This window comes from Streptomyces zhaozhouensis, from assembly GCF_900230195.1.
GTDB classification, from domain to species: Bacteria; Actinomycetota; Actinomycetes; order Streptomycetales; family Streptomycetaceae; genus Streptomyces; species Streptomyces zhaozhouensis.
The window spans coordinates 154,186-167,643 of sequence record NZ_OCNE01000006.1 but is presented as its reverse complement, the minus strand read 5'-3'; the positions used below and the strand labels follow the sequence as shown (position 1 = coordinate 167,643).

Annotated in this window: 13 protein-coding genes; 11 read left to right on the top strand and 2 right to left on the bottom strand. The window is 73.5% G+C overall.

Annotated features, from left to right (window positions below; genetic code table 11):
* Positions 1 to 459: 459 nt before the first annotated feature.
* Positions 460 to 1,467: a glutathione S-transferase family protein gene (locus tag CRP51_RS11740; protein WP_097231042.1), complete on the top strand. Its 1,008-nt coding sequence runs from the start codon at positions 460 to 462 to the stop codon at positions 1,465 to 1,467.
* A gap of 112 nt (positions 1,468 to 1,579) precedes the next feature.
* Here the strand turns inward: CRP51_RS11740 and CRP51_RS11735 are convergent, their stop codons facing one another.
* Positions 1,580 to 2,395 carry a hypothetical protein gene (locus CRP51_RS11735; RefSeq protein ID WP_245880530.1) on the bottom strand — a complete coding sequence of 272 codons (816 nt, stop codon included), beginning with the start codon at positions 2,393 to 2,395 and terminating at the stop codon, positions 1,580 to 1,582.
* A gap of 320 nt (positions 2,396 to 2,715) precedes the next feature.
* Here CRP51_RS11735 and CRP51_RS11730 point away from each other — a divergent pair, with 320 nt between their 5' ends.
* From CRP51_RS11730 to CRP51_RS11690, 9 genes are all read left to right on the top strand, one after another.
* Entirely contained in the window at positions 2,716 to 3,441 is a 726-nt protein-coding gene (locus CRP51_RS11730) for a Crp/Fnr family transcriptional regulator (protein WP_097231040.1), read from the top strand.
* 160 nt (positions 3,442 to 3,601) lie between these two features.
* Positions 3,602 to 6,178 (top strand): ATP-binding protein, encoded by a 2,577-nt coding sequence (locus CRP51_RS11725; RefSeq protein WP_097231039.1) that lies wholly within the window; start codon positions 3,602 to 3,604, stop codon positions 6,176 to 6,178.
* 66 nt (positions 6,179 to 6,244) lie between these two features.
* Positions 6,245 to 6,496, top strand: a complete 252-nt coding sequence (locus CRP51_RS11720) for a hypothetical protein (protein WP_141514582.1) — start codon at positions 6,245 to 6,247, stop codon at positions 6,494 to 6,496.
* 148 nt (positions 6,497 to 6,644) lie between these two features.
* Positions 6,645 to 7,205, top strand: coding sequence for a hypothetical protein (locus CRP51_RS11715; protein ID WP_097231037.1), 561 nt, complete (start codon positions 6,645 to 6,647; stop codon positions 7,203 to 7,205).
* A gap of 397 nt (positions 7,206 to 7,602) precedes the next feature.
* On the top strand, positions 7,603 to 7,833 hold the full coding sequence (locus CRP51_RS11710; RefSeq protein ID WP_097231036.1) for a hypothetical protein: 231 nt from the start codon (positions 7,603 to 7,605) through the stop codon (positions 7,831 to 7,833).
* Between the two features lie 21 nt (positions 7,834 to 7,854).
* The gene (locus tag CRP51_RS11705) at positions 7,855 to 8,364 is read left to right on the top strand and encodes a SigE family RNA polymerase sigma factor (RefSeq protein WP_097231035.1); all 510 of its coding nucleotides are present in this window, start codon (positions 7,855 to 7,857) and stop codon (positions 8,362 to 8,364) included.
* A gap of 21 nt (positions 8,365 to 8,385) precedes the next feature.
* Positions 8,386 to 9,687, top strand: a complete 1,302-nt coding sequence (locus tag CRP51_RS11700) for a hypothetical protein (RefSeq protein ID WP_097231034.1) — start codon at positions 8,386 to 8,388, stop codon at positions 9,685 to 9,687.
* 119 nt (positions 9,688 to 9,806) lie between these two features.
* Positions 9,807 to 10,469, top strand: a complete 663-nt coding sequence (locus CRP51_RS28805) for a hypothetical protein (RefSeq protein ID WP_097231033.1) — start codon at positions 9,807 to 9,809, stop codon at positions 10,467 to 10,469.
* Positions 10,463 to 11,536, top strand: a complete 1,074-nt coding sequence (locus CRP51_RS11690) for a hypothetical protein (protein ID WP_097231032.1) — start codon at positions 10,463 to 10,465, stop codon at positions 11,534 to 11,536. Before CRP51_RS28805 ends, CRP51_RS11690 begins: the two co-directional genes overlap by 7 nt.
* An 80-nt stretch (positions 11,537 to 11,616) precedes the next feature.
* Here CRP51_RS11690 and CRP51_RS11685 read toward each other — a convergent pair whose 3' ends face one another.
* Positions 11,617 to 12,186: a DinB family protein gene (locus CRP51_RS11685; RefSeq protein WP_097231031.1), complete on the bottom strand. Its 570-nt coding sequence runs from the start codon at positions 12,184 to 12,186 to the stop codon at positions 11,617 to 11,619.
* A 136-nt stretch (positions 12,187 to 12,322) separates the two neighbouring features.
* On the opposite strand from CRP51_RS11685, the gene CRP51_RS11680 reads away from it, so the two are divergent.
* Positions 12,323 to 13,387 (top strand): helix-turn-helix transcriptional regulator, encoded by a 1,065-nt coding sequence (locus CRP51_RS11680; RefSeq protein WP_097231030.1) that lies wholly within the window; start codon positions 12,323 to 12,325, stop codon positions 13,385 to 13,387.
* The last annotated feature ends 71 nt before the right edge of the window (positions 13,388 to 13,458 follow it).

Genomic DNA, 13,458 nt, shown 5'->3' with positions numbered 1-13,458 from the left:
GTTGGCTTGTTCGCGACGGCGCGCGGAAGCCGGCGGCCGCCCCTTTCGCCCGCCGGCTTCCGCGCGCCGTCGCCCACCGGTTTCCGTTCGCCGGTTCCCCGGGTGACACGCCGCATGAACGGGGCGGACCGGGGCACGTTGCGTGCGAAACGGAAACAGCGAAGGAGACAGCGCCAGGAACGGGAACGGCAACGGGAACGGGAACGGCAACGGGAACGGGAACGGCGAGGGCGCGCGCTCTCCGGCGTGGTGCGCGGGCGCGAAAAAGTCCCGGGGGCGCGCGGGAGCGCGTGCGGGCGGTCGCGGTGGCCCTCGGCGTGGCAAGGGTGACCTGGGCGGAGGGGAGTGCTCTCATCTGCCGAGGAGGGCCGGACGCGTGCGCGGGACGCGCGCACGGGCCGCCGCCCGCACGACAGTGACGACACACGCATCCGAAACCGAGGGAACGCGGGGAACGCAATGACCGGGTTGGGCGAGGGCAACACCGAGTACGGCCGTAAGAAGTTCAAGCGTTCACGGAGCCACTTCACCGACCGGATCACGGTGGCCGGCGAGGACGGGTGGCCGGTGGAGGCGGGGCGCTACCGGCTGGTGGTCAGCCGCGCCTGTCCGTGGGCGAGCCGGGCGCTGATCTCGCGGCGGCTGCTCGGCCTTGAGTCCGCCCTCTCGCTCGGGGTGGTGGACCCGATCCAGGACGACCGCAGCTGGCGGTTCACGCTGGACCCGGACGAGCGGGACCCGGTGCTGGGAATCCGCTTTCTGCACGAGGCGTACGACGCGCGCGAGACCGAGTACCCGGGCGGCGTCAGCGTGCCGGCGATCGTGGACGTGCCGACCGGGGTGCTGGTCACCAACGACTACCCGCAGATCACCCTCGACCTGGCCACCGAGTGGACAAGCCTGCACCGGCCAGGCGCGCCCGACCTCTACCCGGAGCGGTTGCGGGACGAGATCGACGAGATCGCGGAGGAGATCTTCCGGGATGTGAACAACGGGGTGTACCGGGCCGGGTTCGCCACCGACCAGGACGAGTACGAGGCGGCGTACGCGGATGTCTTCCACCGCCTCGACCGGCTCTCCGACCGCCTGGCGGAACGTCGTTACCTGGTCGGCGACCACATCACCGAGGCCGACATCCGGCTTTTCACCACGCTCGTGCGCTTCGACGCGGTGTACCACGGCCACTTCAAGTGCAACCGCAACAAGCTGACCGAGGACCCGGTGCTCTGGGCATACACCAGGGATCTGTACCAGACGCCGGGCTTCGGCGACACGGTCGACTTCGACCACATCAAGCAGCACTACTACCGGGTGCACACCGGTATCAACCCGACCGGTGTCGTTCCCGCGGGCCCCGACCTGTCCGGTTGGACGACCCCTCACCACCGCGAGGAGCTCGGCGGCACCCCCTTCGCCCCCGGCGCCACCCCGCCGGGGCCGCCGCCGGCGGAGGAGACCATCGTCTGAGGGGCCATCGTCTGAGGGGACCGTCGTCCGAGGGGGCGCCCGGTCGGCCGTCGCGGCACTCCCCGCGCCCCGCGGGCCGGCGGGGGCAGACGGGCGTGCGCCGCACGCCCCCTCAGGCGCCGTTGCCGTGCTGGTGTATGTGTTGGCCGCCGTTCTGGGAGGCGAAGAGGGTCGCGTGACCCGAGGCGGTGTTGTGCATGTGGGAGACGCCGCCGACCTGGGGCATTTCCGACGCGGGCGACGCGGGCGACGCGGGCCGTTCGGGCTCGGGCGCGGGCGCGGGCGCGGGAACTCCCGTGGCCCCGGCGCCCGCCCAGGGCGGCGCCGTGGGGTGGCCGGCGAGGTGCAGCCAGGCTTCCCCCGCGTACTCCTTGGCGGTGAAGGCGACCCGCTGGAACCGCTCCCGGTCGATCCCCGGATAGCCGTGGGGCACGGTCTCGTCGTGGAAGTGACGGGAGACCAGCACCGCGGCCACGACCGAGGAGGGCGCCTGCGCGAGCGCCGCGCGCGCCGGCGCGGCGTCCAGCAGGCGCGCCAGGATCTCGAACGGCCAACCGCCGGCGGCGCCGGCGGGCCCGAGGCGCACATCCCCGGCGTGCATCGCGATCCGGACCCGCACGCGCGCCTCCTCGGCGGCCGTTCGGTTGTGGGCGCGCAGCCGGGCCGCCAACTCCGGGACCAGTGGGTGGAGCAGCCGGGCCTTCGGGGTGTCGGCGGGCAGGGTCACCCGCAGCCCGTCGCCCAGGTCGTGGTGGTGGCCGGCGCCCCACGCGATGCCGGCCTCGGAGAACGCCCCGCGCAGCGCGGCGTCGAGCGCCTCGCGCGCGGCGAAGAACGCGGTGTTGCCGCGCCCGGCCGACCGTTCGATGTCGACCGCCATGATCGCGCGGTATGCCAACCCGGTCGCCATGCCGTCAGTTTCGGTCACGGGTGTCCCTCCCTCGTTCCGGCGCGCTCGCCTTCCAGGCTGCCGCAGAACCCGCGTGGCGAACCCGTCGTGGTACGGGTTTCCACCGTGGTACGGGTTTCCGTCGTGGTGCGGGGTTGCGTCGTGGCGCGGGGCTCCGGCACGGGGGTGTCGGCGCGGTGTGCGTTTCCGGTGCCGTGCGGCGCGGTCTCCGGCGCCGTTATGCGGGCGAGACGGCGGATCGGCGGTGCGGGGCGCGCTCCACCGCCGTGCGTCTGGGCACACTCCTAGCGTGCGCGCGTACGCGCGCGAGGCGCCGTCGAGGAGACGGGAGCGCGCGGATGGTGGTGAACGGGCGCGAGGGCGCGGGGCGGTGGGCGCGCCCGCGCGTGGTGTGGGACTGGCCGCCCTCCAGCCTGGTCGGGGGCCTCGGCCCGAGGGCGCGCGCGCGGCTGCTCGCCCTGGGCGTGGGGCGGCGTTATGCCGCCGACCGGGTTCTGATGGGGGAGGGCGAGGAGACCACGTTCGTCCTGGTCCTGCTCGGCGGCGTGGTGAAGGCGACGGGGCGGACCCAGGACGGCCGGGAGGCGTTGCTGGCCGTGCGGAGGGGCGGCGATCTGGTGGGCGAGTTCGCGGCCGTCGACGGCGGTCCGCGCTCGGCCACCGTGACCACGTGCGGGCCGGTGGCGGCCAGGCTGGTGCGGCGCGGCGACTTTCTGCGCTGTCTGCGCGACGATCCGGAGATCGGGCAGGCGGTCGACCGGGCGATCGTCGCCAAGTTGCGGGTCGCCAACGCCTTCCGCGTCGACTTCACCGGCTGCGACGCGGCGACCCGACTGGCGCGGGTGCTGCACCAGATCGCCATGGTGTACGGGGAGCGCGCCGGGGACGCGGTGGTGATCCGTTGGCCGTTGACCCAGCCGGAGTTGGCAACGCTCTCGGGTGCCGCGGAACCGACCGTCCACAAGGCGCTGCGGAGCTTGCGGGAGGCGGGCGTGGTGTCGACGGGGTACCGCACGGTCCGGGTCGAACGGCTGGGACGGCTGCGGGAGATCGCGTTCGGGTGACGGGGCGGTGGCCTTCTTTCGATTACCGGCGGCGTTCCCGCGTTCATGCCATGCACATGTCGGGGAAACCCTCGAATGACGGTTTCTGTTTGGGGCGGGATCGCTAGCGTTCAGTGGTCGGCTCGATGCTGACCGTTTGGAACGACCGGGAGGGGGAGCCGTGGACGAGCGCGACGTCGACGAACGCGACGCGGCCGGTGACGGTGGGGCGAGGGCGGGCGCGGCAACGGTGGGGGGCACGTCGCCGTTCGCGCCCTCGGGCGGTGCGCGGCGCGTCGAGGTGGGAGGTGACGCGCGAGGGCCGGTGATCGCGGGCGACCGCAACGTGGTGGTGGATGCGCAACTCGGTTCCCATGTGACCGTGTTGGTCGAGGGGGAACGGCCGCGTCCCGTGCGGCGTTCCACTGTCGCGTTGCCGCCGAGGCGGCAGTCGGCGCCGCCGCTCGGACGGGAGGACGAGCTCGCGGCGTTGACCAGGGCCGTCGCCGCGGGCGAGCAGGTGCAGTTGTGGGGCGACGCGGGCGTCGGCAAGTCCACCCTGCTGCGGCAGGCCGCCCGGGAGCTGCCGCCGGGCGCCGACGGGGTGGTGTTCGTCAGCGCGAGCGGGCGCGAGGCGGGCGACATCGCCCAGGAGCTGTTCGAGTCCTGCTACGAGGCCCCCGGCTACGTGCCGACGCGCGGGGAGCTGCGCCGGCTGATGGCCGGGGTGCGCCTCACGGTCTATGTGGACAACGCGGATCTCGCCCCCGAGCAGCTGGAGGAGCTGATGGACGCGGCGCCCGACGCCACGTTCGTCTTCGCCGGCGTGGAGCGTTCGCTCTGGAGCGGTGGCACGGCCATCCGGCTCGTCGGGCTCCGGGAGAGCGCGGCCCACGCCCTGTTGGAGCGTGAGTTGGGCCGACCGATCCCCGAGGAGGAGACGGAGGCGGCGACCGCGCTCTGGTCCGCGGCCTCCGGCCTGCCGCTGCCGCTGGTGCGCGCGGCGGCGCTCGCCGGGCTCGCGCCGGGCGGCGGGGGCGCGCTGCCGCGGCCCGGTCAGGTGGCGGAGCTGCTGCCGATGCTGCTCGACGGGCTGTCGGCGGACCGGTCGGCGATGGATGTGCTTCATCTGATGGTCACCCTGGACGAGACGGAGATCGCGCCGGCGCACATCGGGGCGCTCACCAATCTGGACGCGCCGGTCGAACTTTGCGAACGCCTGGTGCGGCTCGGCCTGTTGCTGGCCGGGGAGCACGGCTACCGCTGCACCGCCGACCTGCGCCCGGCCGTGCGGGCACGCTTCCCCGTTCCGTTTTCGGTGGAGAGGCTCTGCGGCCACTTCACCCGCTGGGTGGGCCTCGCGGGCACCACGTCGGCCGAGGTCGTCGCGCACGGGCCGGCGTTGGACGTGGTGGCGGCGCTGGCCGAGCGCAACGGGCACCCGGATCTCGCGGTGCGACTGACCAGGGCCGCCGCGGTGGCGATGGCCCGTTCGCTGCGGTTCGGCGCGTGGGGCGTCCTGCTGGGACGCGGCTGGGGCGCGGCCAGGAGCGCCGGGGACCGGCGCGCGGAGGCGTTCTTCACCCATGAGCAGGGCGTGCGGGCGCTGTTGATCGGCAAGCACGCGGTCGCGGCGACGCTGATGGCGGAGGCCGCGTGGCTGGGTCGGGAGTGGAGCACCGGGGGCGGCGGCACGGTGGACGACAGTCCGCCTGCCTCCTCGGCGGAGGCGCAGTCGCCCACTGAGGGCGCGCGTCACGACGCGGGCGCCGGCGCGGGCGACCCTCCGGTGGCGGAGACGGGCGCGGGCCCGGCCACTCACCAACCGGCAGACGGCGTCGGCCCGGCGACGCCGGAGGGGACGTCTTCCGGGATGGCACAGCCGGAGCCACCGCCGTTCGAACCGCCGTGCGCGGAACCGTCGCAGCCGGTTCAGCCGGCGGAGCCGTCCGAGCCGGTCTCGTTGTCCGAGCCGGTCGCCTCGTCTGAGCCGGCCTCGCTGCACTCGTCGGCCGAGCACTCGACCCCGCTGGAACCGTCCCGGCCCGTCGACGACCTGACCACTCTCGACCAGAGCGGTTTCGCCTCCCAGGCGCCGCCACCGCCCCCACCGCCCGCGTCGCCACCGGGCAACCCGTATGTCACGCCGCAGGAGCCCTCGCACGGGGGCGGCGGGTATCTCGACGGGCCGCCGCGCACCGGGCACGACGGTGGCTGGGGTGGCGGCCTGGGCGGCGGTGACGGCGGCGCGGGTCAGGCTCTCGCCGGCGCGGGCGGCCAGGGCGCGGCGGCGAGCGCGGGAGCCGGCGGAACGGCCCTCGGCATGGGAGGTTCACTTCTCTCCGTGGTGATCGGCGGCGGGGTCGCCCTCGCCCTCGGCGGCGTGATCCTGGGGGTCACTCTCAACGACAGCGGTGACGAGGGGGGCGCCGAGCAGGCGGCCACCGGTCTGGCCGGCGCGTGGCAGGACGAGTGGGGCGGCGTCTGGACGGTCACGGACGACGGTGGTGGCGCCTTCTCCATGCGGGCGCCCGGTCAGGGCTGCGGAGTCCAGGTCATCGAGATCACCGGTGACGGCGACGAGTTCAGCGGACGGCAGGAGTGGTTCGACGCCGACTGCGAGCCGCTGGGCTGGGGCGACCTCGATCTGCTTCTCGCCGACGACGGGCAGAGCCTTGCCCTGCACGCGTCCAGTCCCCCCGACCTTCCGCCGTGCGAGGTGAACTGCGACGTGACTCTGACCCGGCAGAAGCTCTGAGGGACGCGGGCGGCCACCACACGAGCGTCTCCTCTCGAACGTTGTGCGAACAGAAAGGTCCGCGACATGACAGCCACACAGAACGACCGCCGCAGTGTGCGGATCGGGGGCGACGCCCACGGCCCGGTCGTGGTCGGCGACGGAAACCACGTCTCCACCCAGGGGCCGCCTCCGCCGCCGACCCCGGAACCGGTCGACGGCGCGGCTGCCTCGGGCACCCAGACCAACACGGCGCACCAGCACGGCACCGTCTACGCCGTGACCGGCGGCGACATGCACATCCACCAGAACGGCGCGGGGTCCCCCTCCGAGAGCTGAGGCGGCGGCCGCGCGGAGAACATCGGGCACGGCTGCGACATGCGGGCCGTGCCGGCGCGTCTTTGTAGGTGGCGGGGCGAGGAGGGCGAGGAGCCCGCTCGCCGAGGAGCCAGCAGGCCCCGCTTCCGAAGGCAAGGAGACGCAGCGTATGAGTAAGCACAGCCACGGAGCCGTCCGCGGGTCGTCGAAGCACCGGCTGGTGGGGATAGCCGCCGGCGTGGCCGCGGCACTCGCCACGATGGGCGCCGCCGCGCCGAGTCACGCCCAGCCGGGGACGTTCGGCGGGGGCGAGTCCGGTGCGCGGAGTGCCACCGCCGAGGAGGTCGCCGACGACGGCTTCAGCGGTGGCCCCCACGGCGGTCCGGTGACCACCGCTCCCGCCGAGGAGCGCCCCTCGGGCGACCAGCTCGAAGCGAGGGAGGCGTCGCCTGCCGAGCCAGCGCCCGCCGAGGAGGCCGACGGCGACGCGGACGGGCCGGACGCCGGGGGCGTCGGGTGGGAGGAGGGCGCCAGCCCTTCCGTCATCCCGATCGAGGAGCTGGAGATCATCGCCGCGGAGGAGTCGGGGGCTGACGTGGCCGCGGAGGCCGCCCAGCCCGAGCCGCTGCCGGCGGAGTTGGCGGCGGAAGCGGACGGACACGGGGGCGACGAGACCGCTTCCGTGATTCCGATCGAGGAGCTGGAGGTCATCGGGGAAGTCGCTCCCTGACCCCTCGGGGAACGCCCTCTCTGGCCGTCTCACCGACGCCGGCGGTCGCGCGCGCCCGGAGCGCGGGGCCGCCGGCGGTCTCAAAAAAACTTCGGAAGCGTTGCGACATCGGAGGGGGCCCGGAGCGTCTTTCTAGGTGAGGGACGCGAGGGGCGGAGTTCCTCGCGGAGGACCGGAAGACCGAAGGCCACAGGAGCCGCAGGGGGGTAGCCATGAGCAGTGCGCACGAGATGAGAGCCGGTGACAGGAGCGGGCTGGCGCGCTGGTGGAAGTGGTGGCTGGCGGCCTTCGTCACTGTCGTCGCCGCCCTCACGGGGACGACGACCGCCGTGGTCATGGCCGTAGCGAGCCGGCCCACGGCGCGTGCACACACGCCGCTCCCGATGCTGAGCGCCCCGTGGCCGAGCTCCCCGAGGCCGAGAAGGCGTTGGCCCAGGACGCGGTGGTCGACGACGCCCTGGACGCCGACGAGCGGTGCGCCGGCGGAGAGCGAACGGCCGGTGACGACGCTCCGCCCCCTGATATCCGGGCCGTCCTCACCCACGCGGATGTCAGCTCCGTAGGCATCGCGTCGGCGCTCGCGCCACCCACGAAGAGGCCACGGTGGCGGGACGAGACCACGGCCTGAGAGAAGAGCCAGGGGGATGTGATGAGGCGGCGAGACGAGGAGTCTTTTCGCCAGTTCGCCGAGAGCCGCGGTCCGCGGCTCTTCAGGGCGGCGTGCCTGATGGTCGGCGGCGACACCCACCTCGCGGAGGATCTCGTTCAGGAGACCCTCGGGCGGATGTTCACCGTGTGGGGCCGGAAGCGCTGCATCGACAATCCGGACGCCTACGCGCGGAAGGTTCTGGTCCGGGCCTGTGTGACCCACCGCAGGCGGCGCAGCAGCGGCGAGCAGCCCGCCGCCTGGCTTCCCGATAAGCCCGTCGAGATAGGGGACTTCTCGCTGCGGGTCACCCTGATCCAGGCCATCGCCACCCTGCCGCCGAAGGACCGGGCGGTGGTGGTCATGCGCTACCTGGAAGACCTCAGCATCGAGCAGACGGCGGCCGCCCTGCGCACCAGCTCCAGCGCCGTCCGCTCCCGCTCCAGCCGCGCGCTGGCCAAGCTCAGGGCCGAGCTGGAGCAGACCGGCTTCGCCGAACTGACCGCCGTCTGAGGCCGGCGAAAGGGGACCTCGATGACCAACGAGCCAGACGACGACCAGCTCAGTCCGTTCGAGCGGACGCTCGCCGCCCAACTGCGGGAGGTGGGCGGCGGGTTCCAGCCGGACCCCGAGGCGCTGGCGGATGGCGCCCTGCGACGCGGCCGGTCGCGGTTGTGGCGGCGCCGCGCGGCCACGGCCACGGGGGCCGCCGCCGTCGCCGGCATCGCCGTCTTCGCCACCCAACTGCCCGGCGGCAGCGGCGAGGCGGCCGATCGCGGCGGCGTCGCCGCGCCGCCGGGGGTGCCGGAGACCGGAGCCGAGCTGACGGCCGCGGTGAGCGGGATGCTTCCCGAGGACGCGCGGGTGACGCGGACGTCGGCCGTGGGCGTGGATCAAGCCGCCGACCCCGCCGCGTTGTTCGTGCTCGAAGCGGGGGAGACGAGCTACACGCTTGAGGTGGCGCTCTCCCGCCGGGTGACGGAGGACTGGGGCGCCCATGCCGGCTGCCCCGCCCTGGCGCCGGACGAGGCGCGGTGTGAGGAGGAGGAGTTGCCCGACGGTTCGCTGCGTTCGGTGACGGAGGCGCAGCTGGAGGCGCACAGTTTCGACCTCGTCGGCCAGGACGGGGACGGCGGGGCGTCGGAGAGCGGCGACGACGGCCCGCTTCACACGGAGGGCCGTCGCTCCTGGACCGTGTGGGTGGACGCGCCGACGAGTTGGGGGCCAGGAGAGGACGGGCTGCGGAGGCTGACCATCGACCTCGCCACCACGGAGCCGTCGGCGTCCGCCACACCCGGGGTGCCTCCGCTCAGCGAGGCGGAGCTGGTCTCGCTCTCCGCGGAGCCTCTCTGGCCGCTGCTCTTCGACCGCGTCGACGCGTTGCACGGCGCGCCAGGGGAGTCCCTCGACACCGGTCCGAGGGCCGACGTTCCGGCGGTCGAGGTCCGGACGCTGTTCCAAGAGTTGGCCCCCGACGGACTGACGATCACCGACCGGCCCGACGAGACGCCCGGGGGCGCGACCCTGACCGTCGCCGACGGCGTCGCCTCGGCCCGGATCGAGATCGGTGCCTACCCCTCCGGGAGTGTCGACCCCGGGGAGCGGGACGAGGAGCCGGCCGAGGATTGCCAGCGGGAGACCCGGGCCGACGGCACCCGGACGGTGGTCTGCGCCGGCGACCAGCACGGGGGCGCGACCAGCGTCGTCGTGCACTACCCGGACGATGCCTCCCTCGTGATTCTGGTCAGCCCGCCGGTGGGTGGCGAGCCCCCGCTGTCCGAAGACCAACTCCTCGGCATAGCCGGTGACCCGGCCTGGCCGGCGCTGCTTCGCTGACGTGCGAAGCGGCGCCCGAGGGGGCGTCCGCGCATCTCGCGGCTTCCGACCCGGTCCGTCCGGGAGGTCCGCTCCGTAAGCTGTAGAGGACCGCCCACAGCCACACCTTCGGAGCCAGCGTGACCAGCCGAACCAGGACCACCCTTGTCGCCGGTGTGGCGGCCGCGTCGTTGCTGCTCACCGCGTGCGGCGGAGACGGGGAGGACAGCAGCGAGGAGATTCGAGGAGTCGACGAGGGCGGCGAGAGCCCGGCGGTCGACGAGGACGACGCCGGGGAGTCACCGGCCGTGCGGGACGACGGGATCGAGCGGCCCGACATCACGTTGCCCGAGGACGTGGTGAACGTCTTCGAGGAGGTCGACACCGAAGATCCGGTGGAGCTGGCGGTGTTGGCCGACCACGAGCGCCGGGTGAACTCGATCGACGAGGCGATCACCAGTGGCGACCTGGAGCGGCCCGCGCTCGACTTCTACTCCGCGGGTGACGCGTTGACCTCGGCCGTGGAGTGGGCGGAGTCCCTGGTGGCGAACGACGAGAGCTTCTCCGGCACCACCCGCTACTACGAGCGCCAGGTGACCGTGGACGAGGAGGCCGGCCGCGCCTCCGTGAGTTACTGCATCGACGCCAGCGATTCGTTGACCACCACCCGCAGCACCGGCGAGGCCGACCCCGATTCGGCAGTGACCGTGAAGGTGCACTACGAGACGCAACTTGATCGGAACGAGGCCGGGGTGTGGCAGACCACCGAGGCCGTGGCGGATCCGGAGACGGACAGATGCTGAGCACCAGTGGCCCCCGACGCCCCTACGCCCGACGGTTCGTCGCCTCGCTGCTCGGCGGCGGGCTGCTGCTCGCCATACCCCTGCTTCCCGCGCCGCGGGCGGCGGCCGAGGAGGAGAACCGGGGACGGTTCAACGACCACACGGAGAACACGTTCGGCGAGGGCGGCGACGACGGCGAGTTGGCGGCAGGCGCCGGCATCATCATCACCACCAGCGGCGGCGGGACGAACGGCGGGACGATCAGCAGCGTCGACACCTCCTGGACGCCGCCGCCCTGCTACTACGCCCCGACCTACACCCCCACCGAGTTCAAGGAGCACTTCCAGGAGTATGTGAACGGCACCCCCCTCCACTCCGGCAAGGGCGAAGCCGTCCGGATGCACGAGGAGGCCTACGGGGAGGACAGCGAGTACAACGACCACAACCTCGACCGTGAGGGCGAGGGCATGTGGTGGACCGGCGTGATCAACACGGCCTCCGACGACCACGAGGGCAAGCTGGCGTGTAACGAGCCCACGTTCTGGGTCGACTTCGGCGACGCGCCGCCCGACATCCCCGGGGTGCCCACCCCCGAGATGCTCGCCGAGCTGGCCTACGCGCAGACCCGGGTGCCCCCCACCGAGATCGAGTGGAACCCGGACGGCACCCAGACGGTCAACCTCGCCACCTGGATCTGGCTCGACCCGACCGACTTCCAGCCCGTCGAGGTCACGGCCCAGGTCGAGGGGTACGACATCTGGGCGACCACTCACGCCGAGCCGACCGCGTTGAGCCTCGACGCCGGCACCGGTGACGCCACCCTCCACCCGGCCTCGGGTATCTGCCCGACGGGCGACGGCGGCGCCATCGGCCGGCCCCACCCCGGCGGTGAGACCGACCAGGCGCCGCCCTGCGGCATCACCTATCTCCGCGCGACCCATGGCACCGGCCCGTTCTCGCTCGCCGCAGGCCTGACCTGGAGCGTCGCCTGGGAGGGGTCCGGCGGGACGGGTGGCGACCTCCCCGACGGCACCTACGGCACCGAGCAAGACGTCGAGGTGCAGGAGATACAGACCATCGTCCGTTGAGGCGTTGAGGCGTTGGGTCGTTGGGCTGCTGGGGAAGGTCGGGAGGGTGGGCCGGCCGGAGGGGCGTTCGGATCAGCCCGTCAGCCCATGCTCTTCGCGCCGTCCAGCGACTCCCGGATGATGTCGGCGTGGCCGGCGTGCTGGGCGGTCTCCGCGATCATGTGGAGCAGGACCCGGCGCGCCGACCAGCTCGCTTCCGGCTCGAACCACGGCGCCTTCGGCAGCGGGTGCGACAGGTCCAGGTCGGGGAGGGTGTCGACGATCTCGTCGGTCCGCTCCGCCACCCGCGCGTACTCCGCCAGCACCCCCTCCAGCGTCTCCCCGGGCAGCATCCGGAACTCGGCGGCCCGCTCCGCGAAGTCCTCCTCGGTCATCGCGGAGAAGTCGCCCAGCGCCGAGGGCCCCTCCAGAATGAACCGCGCCCAGCCGCGTTCCATCGACGTGACGTGCTTGATCAGGCCGCCGAGGCAGAGTTCGCTCGCGGTGGTGCGCCGCCCGGCCTGCTCGTCGGTGAGGTCGCGGGTGGTGAAACGGAGGAAGTGCCGCTGGTCGGCCAGCATCGCCCGCAGGTCGGCCCGTTCGGTGCGGTTCTCCCGGGCGGCGGCCGCGTCGGCGGTCGTTTCCGCCGGGGTCAGTTCCTGAACGCTCATGTCAGTCTCCACCGTTGCTGTGCTTGCGCTTTCGTCGTTCTGAGATCACGGTAGAGACGACAGCGGCCACTTTCTGTCCGCAATACGCGGGTGCACGTGCGATGCCCCGCGCGACCTCAGTGGAGGCGACGGCGCCATGGCCGACACCAGCTCGCGCACCCTGCGGCTGCTGTCCCTGCTCCAGAGCCATCGCCACTGGTCGGGCGGCGAGTTGGCCGAACGCCTCGGGGTCTCGCCGCGCACGCTGCGCCGTGACGTCGACCGGTTGCGGGAGTTGGGGTACCCCGTCGAGGCCAGGCGCGGGGTGGACGGGGGGTACCAACTGGCGGCCGGTGCGGCGTTGCCGCCGTTGGTGATCGACGACGAGGAGGCGGTGGCGCTCGCCGTCGGCCTGCACACCGCCGCTCAGGGCGCGGTGGAGGGCATCGCCGAGTCCTCGGTGCGGGTACTGGCCAAGGTGGTGCAGGTGATGCCCAACCGGCTGCGGCGCCGGGTGGAGGCGCTGGGCGCCATGACGGACGCCGTGGAGTGGAGCGGCGCGGGCGCCGGCGTCGATCCGGCCGCGTTGACGGTGCTCGCGCTGGCCTGCCGGGACGGCGAACGGCTCGCCTTCGCCTACGCCACCGCCGACAACCGGCGCGGCGCACGCCATGTGGAGCCGCATCGGCTGGTCTGCGTCGGGCGCCGCTGGTACCTGGTCGCCCACGACCTGGACCGCCACGACTGGCGGGTCTTCCGTCTGGACCGCATGACCGAACCCCGGGGCACTGGCGGTCGCTTCGCGCCGCGCGAACTGCCGGCGGCGGACGCCGCCGCGTTCGTGCGGGCGCGGCTGAGCGGCCTCCCGCGCCCGCACGAGGCGGAGGCCCTCGTCGAGGCGCCGGCGGACGCGGTGCGCCGGCGCATCGGCCGGTGGAGCACGGTGGAGGCGGTCGAGGCGGAACGTTCCCTGGTGCGAATGACCGTCGACTCGCTGGAGTGGGCGGTGATGTGCCTCGGTTCGACCGGGGCCGAGTTCCGGGTCGTCCGCCCGCCCGCACTGCACGCGGCCGTCGCCGCCTGGGCCACCCGTTTCGCCCGCGCCACCGCACCGGACACGGTCACCGCGCCGCACCCCGCCACCACCGCAGCGGACAGGGGCACCGCGCCGGACACGGTCACTGCGCCGGGCGCCGCCGCGCCGGAGTCGCCGCCCGCCTGACCGCTGTCTGATCCCGCCCGCCCGTCCGCGCCCGTCCGCGTCCGACCGCGTCCGACCGTCCGCGCCCGCCC